17 protein-coding genes are annotated in these 18,739 nt (G+C 72.4%); 9 read left to right on the top strand and 8 right to left on the bottom strand.

Annotated features, from left to right (window positions below; genetic code table 11):
* Nucleotides 1–17 precede the first annotated feature (17 nt).
* The 4 genes from coaE to IE241_RS22680 all read left to right on the top strand — a co-directional run bounded on the left by coaE (nt 18) and on the right by IE241_RS22680 (nt 2,462).
* The gene (gene coaE, locus IE241_RS22695; protein ID WP_190023646.1) at nt 18–620 is read left to right on the top strand and encodes a dephospho-CoA kinase; all 603 of its coding nucleotides are present in this window, start codon (nt 18–20) and stop codon (nt 618–620) included.
* A 192-nt stretch (nt 621–812) separates the two neighbouring features.
* A complete protein-coding gene (locus IE241_RS22690) occupies nt 813–1,382 on the top strand; it encodes a hypothetical protein (RefSeq protein WP_190023645.1) in 570 nt (189 codons plus the stop codon).
* Between the two features lie 28 nt (nt 1,383–1,410).
* The gene (locus tag IE241_RS22685; protein WP_190023644.1) at nt 1,411–1,728 is read left to right on the top strand and encodes a type VII secretion target; all 318 of its coding nucleotides are present in this window, start codon (nt 1,411–1,413) and stop codon (nt 1,726–1,728) included.
* The gene (locus IE241_RS22680; protein ID WP_190023643.1) at nt 1,725–2,462 is read left to right on the top strand and encodes a hypothetical protein; all 738 of its coding nucleotides are present in this window, start codon (nt 1,725–1,727) and stop codon (nt 2,460–2,462) included. Before IE241_RS22685 ends, IE241_RS22680 begins: the two co-directional genes overlap by 4 nt.
* A gap of 158 nt (nt 2,463–2,620) precedes the next feature.
* Here the strand turns inward: IE241_RS22680 and IE241_RS22675 are convergent, their stop codons facing one another.
* A complete protein-coding gene (locus IE241_RS22675; protein ID WP_190023642.1) occupies nt 2,621–3,397 on the bottom strand; it encodes a hypothetical protein in 777 nt (258 codons plus the stop codon).
* Nucleotides 3,398–3,480: 83 nt separating this feature from the next.
* Here IE241_RS22675 and IE241_RS22670 point away from each other — a divergent pair, with 83 nt between their 5' ends.
* Nucleotides 3,481–5,667, top strand: coding sequence for a tetratricopeptide repeat protein (locus IE241_RS22670; RefSeq protein WP_190023641.1), 2,187 nt, complete (start codon nt 3,481–3,483; stop codon nt 5,665–5,667).
* 47 nt (nt 5,668–5,714) lie between these two features.
* Here IE241_RS22670 and IE241_RS22665 read toward each other — a convergent pair whose 3' ends face one another.
* From IE241_RS22665 to IE241_RS22650, 4 genes are all read right to left on the bottom strand, one after another.
* Nucleotides 5,715–6,011 (bottom strand): DUF6343 family protein, encoded by a 297-nt coding sequence (locus tag IE241_RS22665; protein WP_190023640.1) that lies wholly within the window; start codon nt 6,009–6,011, stop codon nt 5,715–5,717.
* A 54-nt stretch (nt 6,012–6,065) separates the two neighbouring features.
* Complete coding sequence (locus IE241_RS22660; RefSeq protein ID WP_190023639.1) at nt 6,066–7,496, bottom strand: WGR domain-containing protein; 1,431 nt, start codon at nt 7,494–7,496, stop codon at nt 6,066–6,068.
* A 165-nt stretch (nt 7,497–7,661) separates the two neighbouring features.
* Complete coding sequence (locus tag IE241_RS22655; RefSeq protein WP_190023638.1) at nt 7,662–8,255, bottom strand: methylated-DNA--[protein]-cysteine S-methyltransferase; 594 nt, start codon at nt 8,253–8,255, stop codon at nt 7,662–7,664.
* A 136-nt stretch (nt 8,256–8,391) separates the two neighbouring features.
* On the bottom strand, nt 8,392–9,363 hold the full coding sequence (locus IE241_RS22650) for a glycerophosphodiester phosphodiesterase (RefSeq protein ID WP_190023637.1): 972 nt from the start codon (nt 9,361–9,363) through the stop codon (nt 8,392–8,394).
* Nucleotides 9,364–9,593: 230 nt separating this feature from the next.
* Here IE241_RS22650 and uvrB point away from each other — a divergent pair, with 230 nt between their 5' ends.
* From uvrB to IE241_RS22630, 4 genes are all read left to right on the top strand, one after another.
* Nucleotides 9,594–11,735, top strand: coding sequence for an excinuclease ABC subunit UvrB (uvrB, locus tag IE241_RS22645; RefSeq protein WP_190023636.1), 2,142 nt, complete (start codon nt 9,594–9,596; stop codon nt 11,733–11,735).
* A gap of 169 nt (nt 11,736–11,904) precedes the next feature.
* On the top strand, nt 11,905–12,483 hold the full coding sequence (locus tag IE241_RS22640; protein WP_190023635.1) for a TerD family protein: 579 nt from the start codon (nt 11,905–11,907) through the stop codon (nt 12,481–12,483).
* 105 nt (nt 12,484–12,588) lie between these two features.
* Nucleotides 12,589–14,451, top strand: a complete 1,863-nt coding sequence (locus IE241_RS22635) for a TerD family protein (RefSeq protein ID WP_190023634.1) — start codon at nt 12,589–12,591, stop codon at nt 14,449–14,451.
* A gap of 151 nt (nt 14,452–14,602) precedes the next feature.
* The gene (locus IE241_RS22630) at nt 14,603–15,628 is read left to right on the top strand and encodes a TerC family protein (protein WP_229899668.1); all 1,026 of its coding nucleotides are present in this window, start codon (nt 14,603–14,605) and stop codon (nt 15,626–15,628) included.
* Nucleotides 15,629–15,676: 48 nt separating this feature from the next.
* Here the strand turns inward: IE241_RS22630 and IE241_RS22625 are convergent, their stop codons facing one another.
* The 3 genes from IE241_RS22625 to IE241_RS22615 form a co-directional block, all read right to left on the bottom strand.
* Nucleotides 15,677–16,960 carry an MFS transporter gene (locus IE241_RS22625; RefSeq protein ID WP_190023633.1) on the bottom strand — a complete coding sequence of 428 codons (1,284 nt, stop codon included), beginning with the start codon at nt 16,958–16,960 and terminating at the stop codon, nt 15,677–15,679.
* A gap of 295 nt (nt 16,961–17,255) precedes the next feature.
* A complete protein-coding gene (locus tag IE241_RS22620; protein WP_190023632.1) occupies nt 17,256–17,912 on the bottom strand; it encodes an MBL fold metallo-hydrolase in 657 nt (218 codons plus the stop codon).
* 26 nt (nt 17,913–17,938) lie between these two features.
* Nucleotides 17,939–18,631: a maleylpyruvate isomerase family mycothiol-dependent enzyme gene (locus IE241_RS22615; protein WP_190023631.1), complete on the bottom strand. Its 693-nt coding sequence runs from the start codon at nt 18,629–18,631 to the stop codon at nt 17,939–17,941.
* Nucleotides 18,632–18,739 lie beyond the last annotated feature (108 nt).

The raw sequence follows: 18,739 nt of genomic DNA, 5'->3' as shown, positions 1-18,739 counted from the left end.
CCGCTACCGTGGGGCCCATGCTGAGAGTGGGCCTCACGGGCGGAATCGGTGCCGGCAAGAGCGAGGTGTCGCGGCTGCTGGCTTCGTACGGAGCGGTGATCGTCGATTCCGACAGGATCGCCCGCGAAGTGGTCGAGCCGGGGACACCCGGGCTGGCCGCGGTCGTCGCCGAGTTCGGCGAGGCGGTCCTCACCTCCGAGGGCACGCTCGACCGCCCGCGGCTGGGCGCCGTCGTCTTCGCCGACCCGGACCGGCTGGCCGCCCTCAACGCCATCGTGCACCCCCTCGTCCGGGCCCGCTCCGCCGAACTGGAGGCGGCCGCCGCCCCGGACGCGGTCGTCGTCCACGACGTCCCCCTCCTCGCCGAGAACGGCCTGGCCCCCCTCTACGACCTGGTCGTCGTCGTCGACGCCGGCACCGAGACCCGCCTGGACCGGCTGGTCCGCCTCCGCGGCATGACCCCGGACGAGGCCCACGCCCGCATGGCCGCCCAGGCCACCCGCGAGGCCCGGCTCGCGGTGGCCGACTTCGTCATCGGCAACGACGGGCCCATCGAGGCACTTCAGCGCCAGGTCGAGAAGGTCTGGGAGGAGCTGCGCGAGCGCAGCGCGCGGCACTAGTCATAACGGCGTTCGTCATATCGGGTGAGGGTCTACGGGCCCGGCGTGCGGGCGGCAGGCAGGCGGGACAAGGGTGCACGGCCTGTGGCCGGTGTCCCGCGCCGGCTCCACCCGTGATCAACGCTGTTGCGCTGTGCATAGAGTCTCCGCGATTCCGCTCACCGAGCCGTATCGAGGAGACCTTTTATGGCCATGCCCGAATTACTCGGGACGAGTCCATTCGCCGTACTGCCCCCACCGCGGCTCCTGCCGCGCCTGCTCGGCGTCGGCGTCGTGCTGCTGTCACTGACCTGTATGGGGGTGATGGTCCGTCATGCAGAAAAGGCGGCCGGCTTCGTCGCGGAAAAGGGCGCCCTGACCGTGGAGAGGTGCGAGGAGCACCACGGCCACCGCGGTACGTATGACGTGTGCTTCGGCTCCTTCCGTGCCGACCGCGGCCGGGTGGTGCGCGACGGCGCAGGCCTCCGCGGGGGGTACGTGGTGGGCGAGAAAGTGCGCGTCTACCGGGAGGGGTACGGCTACCACCCCGTCAGCTGGCGGTACGTCTGGGGCGGTCTGGCCTTCTTCTGCGCCGGGCTGGCAGGGGTCGCTTTCGGCGTGATGACCACGGTGGTCGGATATCGCGCGAGGACGGTCGGGGAAAGCCGGGCCGCTTGGGCGGTACTTCGCCGGACAGCCGCGGCGCCCTATGTCATGTGGCTGTTCCGGGCTGCCGGAGCCGGGACGGCCGTGTGCGTCCTGCTGCTCCTCGTCTCACCGTAGGACTCGTCTCACCGTAGGAGGAGAAATCATGGTCCTGAGAGTCGATCCCGGACAGCTCGAAGCGTTCGCACGGCAGGTCGGCAGGGGTGCCGAGGACATGCGGGAGGTACTGGCGTACGCCCGGCGGCACACCGTTCTCCCTGCATCGGCAGGAGGGCTGTTCGAAGAGGCGTCCCTGTGGCACGGCCCCTTACGCAACGACGTCTTGAGCGCCCTGCAGCGTATGGCCGGAATTCTGCAGGGCTCCGCGGAGGAACTCGCCACGGCGGCCGGCTATTACCGCGGCACCGACCGTGGCGCCGCCGCCGCGTTCGACGCGGCCCTCCGGGGGACGGAGGCGGAATGACGACAGCGTCGTTTCCCGATGTGACGGAGCCGACGGCATGTCTCGTCCCGCCCGGTGAACCGGAGGAGTTCGCCGACCCGCTGAAGCCGTTCAACGACGCGGCGGAATTCCTCACCCCATCCGGCTGGCTCTTCAAACTGGCGGAGCTGTACGTGGGCGAGAATCCCCTGACGTGGGCCAAGCAGAGCCTCGCCGGTGACTGGAAGGCCTATGTCACGTGCGCCTCGGCGTGGCGGGAAACGGGGCGTGCCTGCGAGGGTATCGCGCGTAATCTCCGGTCCGGGAACACGCGCATCGGCGCAGCCTGGGACGGAAACGCCGCCGAGGCGGGCGCGCACTACTTCTCCGCTCTTGCCGGGAATCTTGCGGACTTCCACGCATCCCTCGACGCCATGGGCAGCGAATACCTCGCCGTCGCCCAGGCGGTCTCCTATGCCGGGGAAGCCGTAGGCGACTGCCTCGGGGCGATGCTCGATGCGCTGATCACCACGAGCCTCATCGCCACGGCCGAGGCGGCCACGGGCGGAAGCGCCGCGGTCGCGGCCGCCGCGTTCGGCACCCAGGAGCTGCTGAGCATCCTGAGGGAGTGGGAGTGCATGATCCAGCTGATCGCCGGGGCCCAGGCGCAAGTGCACGCCGGCTACGGCACTCTGGCCCGGACCGGCGCGGAGGCCCTCGCCGGGCTCAACGCCTTCCCGGTGCCGCGCACGGGCTACGACCACCCCGCGGTCTGAGACAGGAGGGGAACGCGTGACCGAACAGCATGTGGGCTTCGAGGAATTCGTGACCCCGGGACGCAGCGCCGACCGGGCGCGGGCCCTCCACGGGGCGCTGCAGCAGCTTGCCACCGGACGCGCCGGTGACGTGCTTCAGGAGATGGCCCGCGAGGTCCTCACAGGCCGCGTCGGCCTGCGGGAGGCCGTGCGGGTCGGGGCGTACGCCGAGGCCCTGGGCGAGGGGATGCGGGCCCTGCGCACGGCATGGCAGGCCCTGCCGGAAGAGGAACGCGCGCGGTACGCGGAGGAGGCCCGGCGCACGCTCGCGCGCACCCGTAGTGACGGACCCGCGGACTGACCGCACCCGCCGTCACCCCTCTCCGGCCTCCGGGGGGGGGGTAGGGCATTGTGGCCGGTCGTAACAGGTCGGCCGAGCCCGCCACCTCCGACAGGGCGTGCGCCAGCGCCACCAGGACCTCCCGCACCCGGGCGATCTCCGCCCGGAGCTCCGCCGCGTGCTCCCAGCCGCGCTCGTACGAGACGGGGTCCACGTCCGCCGGGCGCAGCGACTCGTACGCGGCCAGGCGGGGGTGCCAGGTGGCGAGGACGGGGCGCAGGGCCTGGTTGAGGACGGTGACCGCCAGGGCGCCGAAGGTGATCGAGCCCGGGCCGCGGCGCGGGGCGACGTCCGGCCCGTAGCGGCGCAGGATGTCACGCGTGGTGCCGAAGAGGCTGTAGAAGGAGGACAGGGCCTCCCTCAGGAAACCGTCCTCCGGGCCCAGTTCGACGGTGGAGACGCGGGTGGCCAGCTCCGCGTACAGCTCCCAGGCGGCCTTGCGCTCGGCCTCCACCGGTTCCCAGACGCCCGTGATGTCGCCCAGCATCGGAATGGCCATCCGGACCGTGATCTGCTTCGGCCTGGCCCGGCCGGCGGCGTTGCGTATCCGTCGCATGATCTTCCTCCCCGAGCCCCCACAGTAGGCTAGGCCCGGCCGCAGCAGACAGGTATCGGCCGGAACACCGTAGGAGAGAGAGCGTGGAGGGACAGGGCGCCCGCACCTGGGATGTGTTCCTCAGCTACAGCCGCGGTGACGCCCGCCGCATAGCGCCGCTCCGCGACCGGCTGCTCGCCTCGGGCCTCGACGTCTTCATCGACGAGGTCACCGTCGCGGGCTTCGCCGGCATCAGCGACGCCATCCGCGAAGGCCTGGCCCGCTCGAAGGCGCTGCTGGCGTGCTACTCCGCGGCCTACCCGACGCGCCAGGCCTGCCAGTGGGAGCTGACCGCCGCCTACCTCGCGGGCCTCGCCGAGGGCGACCCCCGCCGCCGCGTCATGGTCGTCAACCCCGAGCCCGGCACCGGGCACATCCACCCCGTGGAGCTCCGCGACGCCAAGCACTGGGCGCTGCCCTCGGGTGCGGCGCAGCTCGACGCGCTCGTGGCGGACGTACGGGCGCACGTCGCGGGGCTCACCGGCACCGTCGGGGCGACGGAGGCCGCGCCGGCCCGCTGGCTCCCGGGCCCGCCGCCGTCTCCCGCCCCCGCCTTCACCGGCCGCCTGCCCTTCCTCTGGCAGGTGCACAGCCGTCTGCACCAGCACGCCGCGCCGCTCACCACGGGGCATTCGGCCGCCCGGCCGGTGCAGATCCGGGGCATGGCGGGCATCGGCAAGACCCTGCTGGCCCAGGAGTACGCGACGCGCTTCGCCGCCGTCTACCCGGGCGGGATCCACTGGCTGGGCCGCGACACCCGTGACACCGGCGAGACCCGTGACGCCGGCGAGGCACAGGACGCGGGTGGGGGCCCGGGATCGCCGTACGCGCCCTACGAGGCCGCTCTGCGGGGCCTGGCCGCCGCGCACGGCCTGGCGCCGGAGGGCGGGGCGGAGGATCTGACGGCCCGGTTGCACGCCCACTTCGCGCGCGCCGGCGAACCGTTCCTCTGGATCGTCGACGACCTTCCCGACCGGCTGACCACGCACCAGGTGGCCCGCCTGTGCGCCCCGCACCCGCTGGGCCGCACCCTGCTGACGACCCGCAGCCGCAGGTACGACACGCTCGCCACCCCCGTCGACCTCGACCCGCTGGCGCCGGACGAGGCGTACGCGCTCCTCACCCACGCCACCGAACCCGCCTCGCCCGAGGAGCGGTCGGCCGCCGAGGCGCTGTGCGCGGCCGTGGCCGGGCACCCCCTGGCGCTCGACCTGCTCTCCTCCGCCGCGGCCGACGGATACACCACCCTCCTCGACCGCTTCCACACGCCGGGGCGCTCGCTCCTGGACGTCCTCGCGCGGGACCGGGTCCTGCCCACCGGCTACCCCGCCGGGGTGACCGCCGCGCTCGTCCGGGACGTGCGGGCCGCGGGGCCGAGCGCGATGGACGCCCTGCGCCTCGCGGCCGCCTTCTCGCCCACCCCGCTGACCAGGGACGACGCTGTGCGCGCCCTGTCGCCGGGCAGTGCGGTCCCGGACGTCGCCACCGGCCGCCGCCTCGACGCCGGGATCGCCGTCCTGCGCGGCCGGGGCCTCCTCGCGCCCGCCGGCACCCGCTCCTGGTCGGTGCACCCGCTGACCGTCCACGCCTGGCTGCGCCACGACCCCGAGCCCGGCCGGGCCGAACAGCTGCGGCACGCCGTCATACGGACCCTGCGCACTTCCCACGGCACTACGCTGGGCCGCGTCGGAGCCCGGCCCGGCACGGCCGGCACGAGCACGAGGGAGCCGCGGATGAAGCCGCACACGCCCGTCCCGCCCGCCGGTGCCCCCGGCGAGCTGGAGCGCATGGCCGCCTTCGACCTGCAGGTCGAGCTCGCCACCCGCATCGGGGTCCAGGAGCTCGCCCCCGGCACCGGCAGCCTGCGCGAGGCGCTCGGCTCGCTCCACGCGCTGTTCGAGTTCACGCGCTCCACGCTGCGGCAGTACAGCATCAACCTCGCCGACGGGCCGCCGCCCCGCGACGCCCGCACGGTCCACGCGATCGCCGACGACCTCCTCAACCGCACGCTGCGGCCCTTCACCAGCGCCTGGCACCCCAGGCTGGCCGCCCATGAGGCGCTCCGGCCCGACGGCACGAGCCCCGTCGCCCACGAACAGGCGTGGCCGGAGGCCCCGGCCATGCGCGCCGCCCTCACGGAGCTGCGGACGCCGCTGCTGCGGATTGTCGGCGAACTCGCGGACATCTCCGGGGCCGACTTCGGCCTCCCCGCGGTCGGCCGGCCCGGCTGAGCGGCCGGGCTCACTGTCGGTGGCTACGGCTACGGCTACGGCTACGGCTAGGGCTGCGGGCCGCGCCGGCCCTCCCCGGGTTCGCGGCGCTCGCTGACGGGCCGGTAGGGCGGGACGTCCCGGCCCGGCTGGTAGTGCGGGCCCTGCCGGATGTGCCGGATCACCAGCGACAGGTCGACGGCGGTGACGGCGATCAGGACGCCGCAGGCGATCGCCCAGCCGGGGTGGTGGGTGATCGCGAAGAGCACGGTGCCCGTGACGGCCCAGGCCAGGCCCCAGGCGGCCAGCCCGCAGCGCAGCCGCAGGGGGCTGCGGGCCGTGGCGGGTTCGTTGCCGGTGCGCATGGCGGTGCCTCCACCTCCAGCATCCACCCGGAAGGGCGGAGAGCGCCGCCGGGATCAGACCAGGCGCCGGATCTCGCCCCGTACGCGGTAGAAGCCGCCGGCGGCGGGGGAGAGGGCGTCGATGACGTAACGGGCGCCGGCCTCGCGTATGTGGCGGGGGAACTGGACGTTCCAGCCGGGGTCGTAGCCCTCGGAGACGACATGCACCCGCAGCCGGCCGGCCTCCTGGACGCACTCGACCACGACGCCCGTCGCGGGCGCCGCGCTCACGGTGGCGAGGGTGCGGGTCGGGGTGTACGTGGGCACGGCGGCGGCCGACTTGACGTCCACCGGCACGGGGACGCTGCCCGCCTGCGCGGCGGAGACCGCGGCCTCACTGGCGTCGACGCACACCAGCGAGCCGTCCGTGGTGACCATGTACAGCTTCTCGTTCAGATACTGCATGGACAGCGCAGAGCCGCTGCCCGTGCCGAGCTTCCACAGCCGGGTGCCGTCCGCCGCGAAGCAGTACACCGACGAGGCGGAGTCTCCCGCGAAGACGTAGCGGCCGCCGGGGGCGGTGGCACAGGAGTAGACCACGGTGTCGCACTGGTAGGTGGCCTCGACGGCGCCCGTGGCCTTCGACAGGCGCTGGACGACGCGGCGGTTGGTGCCGGCGTAGACCGCGTGGTCCTCCTGCCAGCCGAACAGCACCGAGCCGGAGGTGGGGGTGTGCCACAGCTCGCCGCTGCCGTCCGGGGCGTAGGCGGTCACCCCGCGCGCGTGCCCGTGGTAGACGGCGTGCTCGTCGCGGCGGACCATCCAGGCGTGGTCGCCGCTGCTGCGGCGCGACCACTGGTGCTCGTCCTCGTGGTCGATGACGGTCAGCCCGCCGTTGCGGTCGGCGACGTCGAGGACGCCCTCGCGGATGTCGAGCCAGAAGATGTCGACGTCGGAGGCGATCTCGTAGGCGGCGAAGGGGAGCTTGGAGGACAGGTCGTAGACCGTGCCGTCGTCGCAGCCGGCGTAGATCCAGAAGTCGTCCGCCACCAGGCACTTGACGCCCGCGGGCAGCTGATAGCGCGCCAGGACCTCGCCGTCGTGGCCGAGGGTGTGGACGTGACCTGCCTGGTTGCCCACCCAGCAGCGGTCCTCGTCCACGTGGATGCCGAACGCGGAGGAGCCGGTGGCGAACCGCCACAGCACCGGGGCCACGGCCCGTGCGGTCGACGGCGCGGAGGTCACCTCACGGCGCGTCACGGCCCGGGCGGCCCGCTGCCCGGCCACCGCCGGCGCGTAGCCCTTGCGGACCTTCTCGCCCACCTTCTTCGCCGCGGCGGCCCGGGCCTTCTCCACCGTCGGGAACGACGAGCTCTGGACCTGGCCCGCGGCGCCGATCCGGCCGTAGCGGACCGTGACCGCCGTGCCGGCGACCGTGACCTCGTAGAACTTGTGCGCCCCGCCGCCGTCCTGCGACAGCTCCAGGTACGTCGTCTCTCCCGCCATGGCAAAGCCCCTCTCCCCGTCGGCCGCGCCGGCCGATCTCCGGTGCGCAGCACGCTAAGGGCAGCCACTGACAACCGGTCACCGACCGTCTGCGTGAACGCCGCCGGGCCGGAAGGAGGCGGCCGGGAAAGCGGTCGGAAGCGGTAATAAAGGGGTCAGAAGCGGTCAGAAAAGAGGCTCGGGAAGTACGCCTTCGAGTGACAGGAGCGAGCGCTTGATCTCCAGGCCGCTGCCGAAGCCGCCCAGGCCGCCGTTGCTCTCGATGACACGGTGACAGGGCACCACGACCGGCAGCGGATTGCTCCCCATGGCCACGCCCACGGCGCGGGCGGCGCCGCGCTCGCCGACGCGGTCGGCCAGGTCCTGGTAGCTGACCACCGTGCCGTAGGGGACGCCGCCGGCCAGCTCGCGCAGCACCTGGCGGTTGAAGCCCGAGACCAGCGACCAGTCCAGCGGTACGGAGAAGGTCTCCCGGCGGCCCGCGAAGTAGGCCTTGAGCTCGGCCGCCGTCTCGGTGAGGATCTCGCGCGAGGCGCAGGGCCCGGCCACCGGGCCGGTCCCCATGCGGCGGGTGAGGGCGGCCACGGCCTCGGCGGACACCGCCTCGTCCGCACGGAAGGCGACCTGCAGCAGGCCCTTGGGCGTCGCCGCGATCCCCAGCGGGCCGATGGAGGTGCCGACCGTCGACCAGGCCCACTCCTGCGGGCGGGGCGACGCGGCCGGGGCAGCCGCCTGAGCGGTCGGTTCCAGGTCCGTCATGAGGCCCAGCGTAGGCCGTCCGGGGCCCCGCCGGGCCCCGGTCCGGACAAGTGATCCACGATCAAGTGATCCACGGATGCCGCGGTCCGTGGACCGCAAGCCGCGGGCTGTGAGCGGTGCCCCGCGGGGCGCCGGTCTACAGGCCCAAGAAGCTCAGGAACGACAGGCCGTCGTCCTCCTCCTCGTCCTGCTCGTCCAGGTCCTCGTCCAGGGCGTCCTCGATCTCGTGCGGTGCGTTGCTGATGATGCCGTCGACCCCCATGCGGGCCAGCTCGACGGCCCGGTCGCCGTTGTCCACGGTCCACGCGGAGACCTCGAGGTGCCGCCCGTGCGGGCCCCGCAGGGCGTGCACCGCCCGCACCCATGCGGAGGTGACGCTCCTGTGGGGCGGGTTGATCTGGTCGGCGAACGCGGCGTACGACCGCAGCTCCGAGGGCTTCGGGGCCCCCAGGAACCCCGTCTTCACATCCGGCCGCACCCGGTGGAAGGCCTTGAGGGAAGGGGCGCTGAAAGACTGCACGACGAGGGCGCTCCGCACGTGGCGCGCGTTGAGCCATCCGGCGCGCTGCAGCTCGCTCGCCAGCTGCCGCTCGATGCCCGGGTAGAGCTCGGGGGCCTTGACCTCCAGCAGCAGCTTCTGCCGGTTGTGGTCGACGCGCTGCAGGTAGCGCCGCAGCGTGGGCACCCGCTCCCCGGCGAACCTGCGGTCGTACCAGCTGCCCGCGTCCAGCTTCTGGATCTCGGCGAGGGTGAAGTCGGCGATCTTCCAGGGGGCGCGGCGGGGGAAGCGCCGCTTGACGTCGGTCGTCCGCTCCAGGGTGGTGTCGTGCATGACGATCAGGGCGCCGTCCTTGGTGCGCTGCACGTCGTTCTCCACCCAGGTGATTCCCAGGTCGGCGGCTCTGTCGATCGAGGCCAGCGTGTTCTCCGGGGCCTGCACCGGCACGCCGCGGTGGCCGATCGCGAGCGGCACGCCCGCGTGCGCGGCCGCCCTCCCGGGGGCGGCCTCCGGGCCCCCGGGAGCGGCCTGGGCCTGGGGAACGGCGAGGACGAGCGTGGACAGGACGAGCAGTGCGCCGGCCACGGCGGAGACGGGGCGGATGCGCATACGGGCTCCTCGCGTCGTCTGGACTCGGACGGGCACGTACATCAGGGGCCGGGCGTCCCCGACCTTTGGTGTACGGGATGGGCGTACCTCAGACAAGTACGCGACAGGGGAGGGCGGGGCGGGTGGGAACGGCTGTTCTTCGCCGGATCGCCGCCGCCCGTTCGCCCCGGGAACGGGGGCCGGACGCCGGGTGTCCGGCCGTTGTCAGTGGGGGGCCGTACCGTGGTCTCATGCGGCCCGTATCGAAGATCGAACGCAAGGTGGCGCCTTTCGAGGTCGTCAGCCCTTTCCAGCCCAGCGGTGACCAGCCCACGGCCATCGCCGAGCTGGAGCGACGTATCCGCGCAGGTGAGAAGGATGTCGTGCTCCTCGGTGCGACCGGTACCGGCAAGTCTGCGACCACCGCGTGGATGATCGAGAAGCTCCAGCGGCCGACGCTCGTCATGGCGCCGAACAAGACCCTGGCTGCCCAGCTCGCCAATGAGTTCCGCGAGCTCCTGCCCAACAACGCCGTCGAATATTTCGTTTCGTACTACGACTACTACCAGCCCGAGGCCTACGTACCGCAGTCGGACACGTACATCGAGAAGGATTCCTCCATCAATGAGGAGGTGGAGCGGCTGCGCCACTCCGCCACCAATTCCCTGCTCACCCGGCGTGACGTCGTGGTGGTGGCCTCGGTGTCCTGCATCTACGGCCTGGGCACCCCCCAGGAGTACGTCGACCGCATGGTGCCGCTGAAGGTCGGCGAGGAGATCGACCGCGACGAGCTGCTGCGCCGCTTCGTGGAGATCCAGTACACCCGCAACGACGTCGCGTTCACCCGCGGCACCTTCCGCGTCCGCGGCGACACCATCGAGATCTTCCCGGTCTACGAGGAGCTCGCGGTCCGCATCGAGATGTTCGGCGACGAGATCGAGGCGCTCTCCACCCTCCACCCGCTCACCGGCGAGGTCCTCTCCGACGACCGGGAGCTGTACGTCTTCCCCGCCAGCCACTACATCGCCGGTGCCGAGCGCATGGAGAAGGCCGTGGCCGGCATCGAGGCGGAGCTGGAGGAGACCCTCGCCCGCATGGAGAAGCAGGGCAAGCTCCTGGAGGCGCAGCGCCTGCGCATGCGCACCACGTACGACATCGAGATGATGCGCCAGATCGGCTCCTGCTCCGGCATCGAGAACTACTCGCTGCACATGGACGGCCGCGAGCCCGGCTCCCCGCCCAACACCCTCCTCGACTACTTCCCGGAGGACTTCCTCCTCGTCATCGACGAGTCGCACGTGACCGTCCCCCAGATCGGCGCCATGTACGAGGGCGACGCCTCCCGCAAGCGCACGCTCGTGGAGCACGGCTTCCGGCTGCCCTCGGCCATGGACAACCGCCCGCTGAAGTGGGAGGAGTTCACCGAGCGCATCGGGCAGACGGTGTACCTCTCGGCGACCCCCGGCAAGTACGAGCTCTCGCGCTCGGACGGCTTCGTCGAGCAGATCATCCGCCCCACCGGCCTGGTCGACCCCGAGGTCGTCGTCAAGCCGACCGAGGGTCAGATCGACGACCTGGTCCACGAGATCCGCACGCGCACCGAGAAGGACGAGCGCGTCCTGGTGACCACCCTCACCAAGAAGATGGCCGAGGACCTCACGGACTACTTCCTGGAGCTCGGCATCCAGGTCCGCTATCTGCACAGCGACGTCGACACCCTGCGCCGCGTGGAGCTGCTGCGCGAGCTGCGGGCCGGCGAGTACGACGTCCTGGTCGGCATCAACCTGCTGCGCGAGGGCCTCGACCTGCCCGAGGTGTCCCTGGTCGCCATCCTGGACGCCGACAAGGAGGGTTTCCTGCGCTCGGGCACGTCCCTGATCCAGACCATCGGACGTGCCGCACGTAACGTCTCCGGCCAGGTCCACATGTATGCCGACAAGGTCACCGCGGCGATGGAGAAGGCCATCGACGAGACCAACCGCCGCCGGGCGAAGCAGATCGCGTACAACAAGGAGCGGGGCATCGACCCCCAGCCCCTGCGCAAGAAGATCGGCGACATCGTCGCCACCCTGGCCCGCGAGGAGATCGACACCCAGGAGCTCCTGGGTTCGGGTTTCCGCGACAAGGGCACCAAGGGCAAGGCGCCGGTGCCCACCGCGCCCGCCGGGAAGGCGGCGGGCAAGGGCGCGAAGGCCGCCAAGGGCAAGGCGAAGGCCGCCGTCGCGGTGACGGACCGCCCCGCCGCCGAACTGGCCCAGCAGATCGAGGACATGACCGACCGTATGCGGGCCGCGGCGGCGGAGCTGCAGTTCGAGGTCGCCGCCCGCCTGCGCGACGAGGTGAGCGAGCTGAAGAAGGAGCTGCGGCAGATGAAGGAGGCCGGGCTCGCCTGAGGTTCCGGTGCCGCCCGGGTGCGGGTTCCCGCCCGGGCACGCGCGGGGATGTTGCAAGACCGCCACAAATCCCGTTCGGATTCGTGCGGGATCGGGGTCCGTGCGTAGGGTCGGGGCGGAGGCCGTGCGGACGCCCGGCCCACGGGGATAGAACGAGAAGGGACTGCGCGTGACGGTCAACTTGTCCAAGGGTCAGGGCATCAGCCTGCAGAAGGCAGACGGAGGCACCCTGACCGCCGTGCGGATGGGGCTGGGCTGGCAGGCCGCCCCCCGCCGCGGACTGTTCGGGTCGCGCACGAGGGAGATCGACCTCGACGCCTCGGCGGTGCTCTTCGCCGGGGGACAGCCGGTGGACGTGGTCTTCTTCCGCCACCTGGTCAGCGATGACGGCTCCGTGCGGCACACCGGTGACAACCTGGTCGGCGGCGCCGGCACGGGCGGCGACGACGAGGCCATCCTCGTCGACCTGCAGCGCGTCCCCGTGCACATCGACCAGATCGTCTTCACGGTGAACTCGTTCACCGGCCAGACGTTCTCCGAGGTGCAGAACGCCTTCTGCCGCCTGGTCGACGAGACCAACGGCCAGGAGCTCGCCCGCTACACGCTCGACGGCGGCGGCGCGTACACCGCGCAGATCATGGCGAAGGTGCACCGCTCCGGCAACGGCTGGGCGATGACGGCCATCGGCACCCCGGCCAACGGCAAGACCTTCCAGGACCTCATGCCGGCGATCCTGCCGAGCCTGTAGGCCTTCGACTCCCAAAGAACAACCCGGGCCCGGCGGAGAGCGTTTCCGCCGGGCCCGCGGGCACGACGAGCGCAGCACGAGCATGAACAACGAGGGGGCGCAGCAATGACGGCCGAGCTGGTGCGGGGGCAGAACCACCCGCTGTCCGGTACCCGCCTGGAGATCCGGGTCTCGGCGGGAGGCCCCGTCGTCGCGGGAGCCACGCTCGGCGGCGAGGACGGCAAGGTGGCCGGTGCCGACCGCGTCGCGCACCCCGCCTCTCACCGCCTCCCCGGCCTGGAGGTCTCCCGGCAGGCCGCGGCCGACCACCGCCTGGCCGTCGACCTGGAGGCCCTCCCCGAGGACGTGCACCGGGTCCATGTGCTGCTCGCGCTGCCCGCCGGAGCGGGCGGGCCCACGTCCTTCGGCGTGCTGGCCGCGCCGTTCGTCGCCGTCACCGAGCTCGACGGGGCGGAGATCGCCACCTTCACGATCACGGACCTCGGCGTGGAGTCCGCCGTCGTCGCCCTGGAGTTGTACCGCAGGCAGGGCGCGTGGAAGGTGCGTGCCGTGGGCCAGGGGTACGCGGGCGGTCTCGCCGCGATGCTGCAGGACCAGGGGCTGGAGCAGGCCTTCGAGACGGCCGCGGCCATCAACGAGGCCGTCACCCGGGGCATGGCCCGCGCGGTCGCACCGCCGCCTCCGCGCCCGGTTGCGGACCCCGCGCCGCAGGCCCCCGCGCCGCAGGCCCCCGCGGCCGGCGGCGGCCCCGTTAACTACCACCACCCCCGCCGGGCCACCGCGACGCCCCCGGCCCCCGCCCCGGCTGCCCCGCCGGCCGAGCCGGGGCAGCCGCCCCGTCCCGTCGCGGGCGATGCCAACGGCTGGACCATGAACGAGCGGCTCTACAACCAGGTGTGGGGCATGTTCGAGGACCTGGCCCGCTCGACGGCCGCCTACCGCAGCGCCGTCGACTTCGCGGAGTCGCGCCTGGAGCAGGAGCTCGACAAGGTGCTCTCCGACCCGGCCACCCGCGTGGGCCCCGCCGCCGACGCCGCCCGGGCCGAGGCCCGCGCCCGGCAGGCGAGCCTCGTGGAGCAGGCCCGGGCGGTCCTCGACCGCGACCTCGCGCAGCTGGTCGCCGAGGCCGAGGTCGTCGAGCACGCGCTGCCGCCGGCCTTCGCCCGCTGGGACAGCCCGGTCTGGCAGGGCTACCAGGTGCCGCTGGAGACCCCGATGGCGCTGCGCCTGGGCGAGCTGCACCTGCCGGAGCGCACGGACCTGCGCATCCCCATGCTGGTGCGGCTGCCCCTGGAGCGCGGGCTGTGGATCGACAGCGGCCGCCCCTCCGGCCTGCAGGCGGCGATCGTGGACTCCTCCGAGCTGCGCAGGCTCGCCATGGAGACGGCGGTCGCCCACGCCGCGCGGCTGCTGGCCGTGCACCCCGTCGGCGACTACACGGTGCACGTGATCGACCCGGCGGGCGCGGCCGGCGGGGCGCTCGCGCCGCTGCTGCAGTCCGGCGCGCTGAAGGAGCCTCCGGCGGCCGGGGCGCAGGGGGTCTCCGCGCTGCTGGACCGGCTGACGCGCAGGGTCGACCTGGTGCAGATGGCCGTGCGCAGCGGTGCCTCCGACTCCCTCCCGCCGGACGTGGACACCGCGGAGCAGCTGCTGATCGTCAACGATTTCCCGCACGGCTTCGACGACCGCGCGGTCAACCAGCTGCGGTACATCGCGGACGAGGGACCGTCCGTGGGAGTGCACCTGATGATGGTCGCCGACCGGGAGGACGCCCGGGGGTACGGGCCGGTGCTCGATCCGCTCTGGCGCGCCCTGCTGCGGATCACGCCGGTCCCCGACGACCACCTGGCCGATCCGTGGGTCGGGCATACCTGGACGTACGAGCCCTCGCTGGTGCCGGTCGGCAGCGATGTGCTGGGGCAGGTGCTCCGGCGGGTGGGTCAGGCGCGGCAGGCGTACGGCATCTAGCCGACATCTGGCCGGTATCCGGCCCGTAAGCCGGTAAAGGGGAAAGCAAAGGGCGCTGAGCTGGGGTTTTTGGTCTTTCTTTACTGTTCCTTGGGTCTTCCTGTACCGTTCTGAGGACTGCCGTACGCCCGTACGACGTACCGGAGGAACAGTGGACGTCTCCCTGACCCTGTGGGTGCTGACCATTCTCGGTCTGTGCGCCCTCGTCGCCGCCGACTTCTTCATCGGAGGCCGCAAGCCGCACGAGGTCTCCCTCAAGGAAGCCGGAGTGTGGACGGCGGTCTGGGTCGCCCTCGCCGGCCTCTTCGGCCTCGGCCTGCTGCTCTTCGGCGGCGGCCAGCCGGCCGGCGAGTTCTTCGCGGGCTTCATCACCGAGAAGTCGCTCAGCGTCGACAACCTCTTCGTCTTCGTCCTGATCATGGCGAAGTTCGCGGTCCCGTCGGTGTACCAGCAGCGCGTCCTGATGGTCGGCGTGCTCATCGCCCTCGTCCTGCGGGCCGTGTTCATCGGCGCGGGCGCGGCGATCATCGCCAACTTCTCCTGGGTCTTCTACCTCTTCGGCGCCTTCCTCGTCTGGACGGCCTGGAAGCTCATCCAGGAGGCGCGTGCCGGTGAAGAGGAGGAGGAGTTCGAGGAGAACCGCTTCCTCAAGATGGTCGAGAAGCGCTTCCCCTCCACGGACCGCTACCACGGCACCAAGCTCTTCATCGTGGAGAACGGCAAGCGCCTGATGACGCCGATGCTGATCGTCATGCTGGCGATCGGCACCACCGACGTCCTCTTCGCCCTGGACTCGATACCCGCGATCTTCGGCCTGACCCAGGACCCGTACATCGTCTTCACGGCCAACGCCTTCGCCCTCATGGGCCTGCGCCAGCTGTACTTCCTGATCGGCGGCCTGCTCAAGAAGCTGGTCCACCTCTCGTACGGCCTGTCGGTCATCCTGGGCTTCATCGGCGTCAAGCTCGTCCTGCACGCCCTCCACGAGAACGGCGTGGGCGTCCCCGAGATCAGCATCCCGGTCTCCCTCGGCGTCATCTGCGCGGTGCTGGCCGTCACCACGGTCACCAGCCTCCGGGCATCCCGGAAGCAGGTGCAGGAGGCCGCCCCGGAGGGCGGCAGGGCCCCTGCGGAGGCCGAGGGCTCCCCGGAGGGCAAGGACGAGGTCCGCGTCTGACGGCGGCCCCGCCCCTGCCGTTCGCGTGCCACCGGAGGCCGTCCCCGCTCAGGCGGGGGCGGCCTCCGTCGCGGTGCCGGGCCGGGCGGCCGGCCTGGTCTCCGGCAGCCGTGCGAAACAGGCCAGGCTGAGCACGGCGAGGGCCGAGAGGTAGGCGGCGACGCCCCAGGGCGGCCCGGATCCGCGCGCCACGGTCGTCGCCACGAGGGGGGTGAGCGCCCCGCCCAGCACCCCGGCGAGGTTGTAGCCGACCGCCGCCCCCGTGCAGCGCACCCGCGCCTCGAACAGCTCCGGGAGGTAGGCCGCGACGACGGCTGCCACGGCCGCGAAGGGCACCGCCGCCCCGGCGAAGGCCAGCAGGATCCACCCCGGCCGCCCGGTGTGCAGCAGGGCCACCAGCGGGACCGTCCACAGCGCGAGCAGCGCGCAGCCGGTCAGGCACAGGGGGCGTCGCCCGTAGCGGTCGCCCAGCACGGCGAAGAACGGAGTGAGGCAGCCGGATACGACCGCCGACGCCATGATGCAGACGAGCATGGCGGTGCGGCCGACCTCCAGCCGTTCGGTGGCGTAGGCCAGGGACCAGGTGGTGATCGCGTAGTGGGTGGCGAAGACGACGGAGAGCCCGCCCGCGGCGAGCAGGACGGGCCGCCAGTGGCCGCGGACGAGCTCGGCGAAGGGCAGGGCGGCCCGGGTCTCCGTGGCCTCCAGTGCCTGGAACTGAGGTGTCTCCGAGACCTGGGAGCGCAGTACCAGGCCGGCCGCCGCCAGGAGGCCTGCGGCCCAGAACGGCACCCGCCACCCCCAGGCGAGGTAGTCGGCCTCGTCGAGCCCGGCGGACAGCGTGAGGGTGAGGCCGTTGGCCAGCAGGAACCCCACCGTCGGGCCGAGCTGCGGGAAGCTGGCCCACAGGGCGCGGCGGTCCTCGGGGGCGTGTTCCGTGGTCAGCAGCACTGCCCCGCCCCACTCGCCGCCGAGCCCCAGGCCCTGCGCGAACCGCAGGACGAGCAGGAGCAGCGGTGCGGCGAGGCCGATGCTGTCGTACGTGGGCACGAGCCCCACGGCGACCGTGGCCGTGCCCGTCAGCAGCAGGGAGACCATGAGGACGGGCCGCCGGCCGCGCCGGTCGCCGAGGTGGCCGAAAACCACCGCGCCCAGCGGGCGGGCGAGGAAACCGATGCCGAAGGTGCCGAAGGCGGCCAAGGTGCCGAGCAGCGGGGAGACGGTGGGGAAGTACAGCGGCCCGAAGACGAGGGCCGCTGCGGTGCCGTAGACGTAGAAGTCGTAGAACTCGATGGCCGTGCCGGACATGGAGGCGAGGGCCATACGCAGCATGGACGGGGTGCGATGCGGTTGCATGTACTGCCCAACATCCAGCCGGCAGGGAAGCAACGGGCGCGCGGGGGTGCGGCGGGGGGCGCGTGGAGCCGTGAGGCGCGCAGAAAATTTTTCGTCCGGATTTGCGTAGGTATGGCCATCCGGTGCGAGGGGGAGTACCTTAAGGAATGAGGCCGCCGCATCCGGAGTGATTTGGATGGACGGCCTCACTGCATGCCCTCTCGCGGCATGCTTTCTCACTGCCCGCCCGGAGGCTCACTGCCCGTCCGGGGAAGCCCGCTGCAGGGGGGCGTCACCAGCCGCGTTCGCGCCATTCGGCGAGGTGGGGGCGCTCGGCGCCCAGCGTGGTGTCCGCGCCGTGGCCCGGATAGACCCACGTCTCGTCAGGGAGCTCCCCGAAGAGCTTCGTCTCCACGTCGTGCAGGAGGCTGGCGAAGGCCTCCGGGTCGCTGTGGGTGTTGCCGACACCGCCCGGGAAGAGGCAGTCGCCGGTGAACACGTGCGGGTGTCCGTGCGGGTCGTCGTAGACGAGCGCGATGCTGCCCGGGGTGTGGCCCACCAGATGCCGTGCGGTCAGCTCCACGCGGCCGACGCGGATGACGTCGCCGTCGTTCACAGGCACGGCGGTCGGTACGGGGATGCCCTCGGCGTCTTCACGGCCCGCGTACGTGGTGGCGTCGGTGGCGTCGACCACCTCGGCAAGGGCCTGCCAGTGGTCGCCGTGCCGGTGCGTGGTGACCACGGAGGCGATGCCGCTGTCCCCGATCAGGGAGAGCAGGGTGTGCGGCTCCGCGGCGGCGTCGATCAGCAGCTGCTCGTCCGTCGCGCGGCAGCGCAGCAGATAGGCGTTGTTGTCCATCGGGCCGACCGCGACTTTCGAGATCATCAGGTCGGTCAGCTCGTGTACGTCCGCCGGTCCGCCGACCTTCACCGCTCCGCTGTACGTCATGAAGCCAGCCTATTCCTTGAGCCCGTTCACAGCGGGGGGAGGGCCGGGAGCGGTGCCCCGGCGGTGTCGAGCGCCGCGCCCTTGCCGCCGCGGCCCGCGAGCCAGCCCAGGAGGTCCGCCGGGCGGCCGGTGACGGTGACCGGGGCGCCCTCCGCGGTGCCGCCCGTCCGCCAGCGCCTGCCGTCGTCGGCGACGACCGTGACGGCCGGGATCCCGGGGCGGCTCGACCAGCGCTCGGTGAGGAATGCGATCTCCCGGCCGGTGAACTCCTCCGGCAGGTCCTGCAGCTCGTAGCCGACGCCCAGGTCGACGAGGTGCAGTTCGAGCTCGATCCAGCGGCGGAAGGGGACGCGGGCGGCCTGGTCGGTCACGCCGTTGCGCATGACGATCGTGCGGCTCCAGTCGGCGGGGACGGCCGCCTGGGCCCGCAGGCGCCCGGCACTGTCGCGCAGGTCCGCGAGGTGCTCCTGCAAAGAGCGCCCCGCGCCCTTCTCGATGTCCTCGTCGCGGGCCTCGGCGGTCACGTACATCGGGCGGCCGGCCAGAACGTTGACGAGGGCGTCCGCGTTGCGCGCGACGTGCGCCATCACATGGCCGCGGGTCCACCCGGGGAGCCGGGAGGGGACGGCGACGGCGGCGTCGTCGAGGGCGCCGACCGCGCTCAGGAACCGCTCGGTCGCTTCGTGTACAGAGTCCAGGTCGCGCACGTGGTCGATCATGCGGCCGACGATAGCGCCGCCACTCGTCCGGGTGAAGGTGTCCGGCTCCGGCCGTAAATCGAATGTGCGTGCTATAGGCTCGATGAGGCATCGGATCCGACATCCGCG

Source organism: Streptomyces hiroshimensis (assembly GCF_014650335.1).
In the GTDB taxonomy this organism is placed as follows: domain Bacteria; phylum Actinomycetota; class Actinomycetes; order Streptomycetales; family Streptomycetaceae; genus Streptomyces; species Streptomyces hiroshimensis.
Note: the sequence above shows the minus strand (reverse complement) of the source record. Positions and strands in the feature narration are given on the sequence as shown.

Excerpts from the sequence above, each read along its gene's own strand:
- IE241_RS22650 (WP_190023637.1), bottom strand. The coding sequence starts at position 9,363 with ATGCGCATCCGCCCCGTCTCCGCCGTGGCCGGCGCACTGCTCGTCCTG.
- IE241_RS22680 (WP_190023643.1), top strand. The coding sequence starts at position 1,725 with ATGACGACAGCGTCGTTTCCCGATGTGACGGAGCCGACGGCATGTCTC.
- IE241_RS22685 (WP_190023644.1), top strand. The coding sequence starts at position 1,411 with ATGGTCCTGAGAGTCGATCCCGGACAGCTCGAAGCGTTCGCACGGCAG.
- IE241_RS22625 (WP_190023633.1), bottom strand. The coding sequence starts at position 16,960 with ATGCTGCGTATGGCCCTCGCCTCCATGTCCGGCACGGCCATCGAGTTC.
- uvrB (WP_190023636.1), top strand. The coding sequence starts at position 9,594 with ATGCGGCCCGTATCGAAGATCGAACGCAAGGTGGCGCCTTTCGAGGTC.
- coaE (WP_190023646.1), top strand. The coding sequence starts at position 18 with ATGCTGAGAGTGGGCCTCACGGGCGGAATCGGTGCCGGCAAGAGCGAG.
- IE241_RS22655 (WP_190023638.1), bottom strand. The coding sequence starts at position 8,255 with ATGACGGACCTGGAACCGACCGCTCAGGCGGCTGCCCCGGCCGCGTCG.
- IE241_RS22635 (WP_190023634.1), top strand. The coding sequence starts at position 12,589 with ATGACGGCCGAGCTGGTGCGGGGGCAGAACCACCCGCTGTCCGGTACC.
- IE241_RS22665 (WP_190023640.1), bottom strand. The coding sequence starts at position 6,011 with ATGCGCACCGGCAACGAACCCGCCACGGCCCGCAGCCCCCTGCGGCTG.
- IE241_RS22615 (WP_190023631.1), bottom strand. The coding sequence starts at position 18,631 with ATGATCGACCACGTGCGCGACCTGGACTCTGTACACGAAGCGACCGAG.
- IE241_RS22620 (WP_190023632.1), bottom strand. The coding sequence starts at position 17,912 with ATGACGTACAGCGGAGCGGTGAAGGTCGGCGGACCGGCGGACGTACAC.
- IE241_RS22690 (WP_190023645.1), top strand. The coding sequence starts at position 813 with ATGCCCGAATTACTCGGGACGAGTCCATTCGCCGTACTGCCCCCACCG.
- IE241_RS22675 (WP_190023642.1), bottom strand. The coding sequence starts at position 3,397 with ATGCGACGGATACGCAACGCCGCCGGCCGGGCCAGGCCGAAGCAGATC.
- IE241_RS22660 (WP_190023639.1), bottom strand. The coding sequence starts at position 7,496 with ATGGCGGGAGAGACGACGTACCTGGAGCTGTCGCAGGACGGCGGCGGG.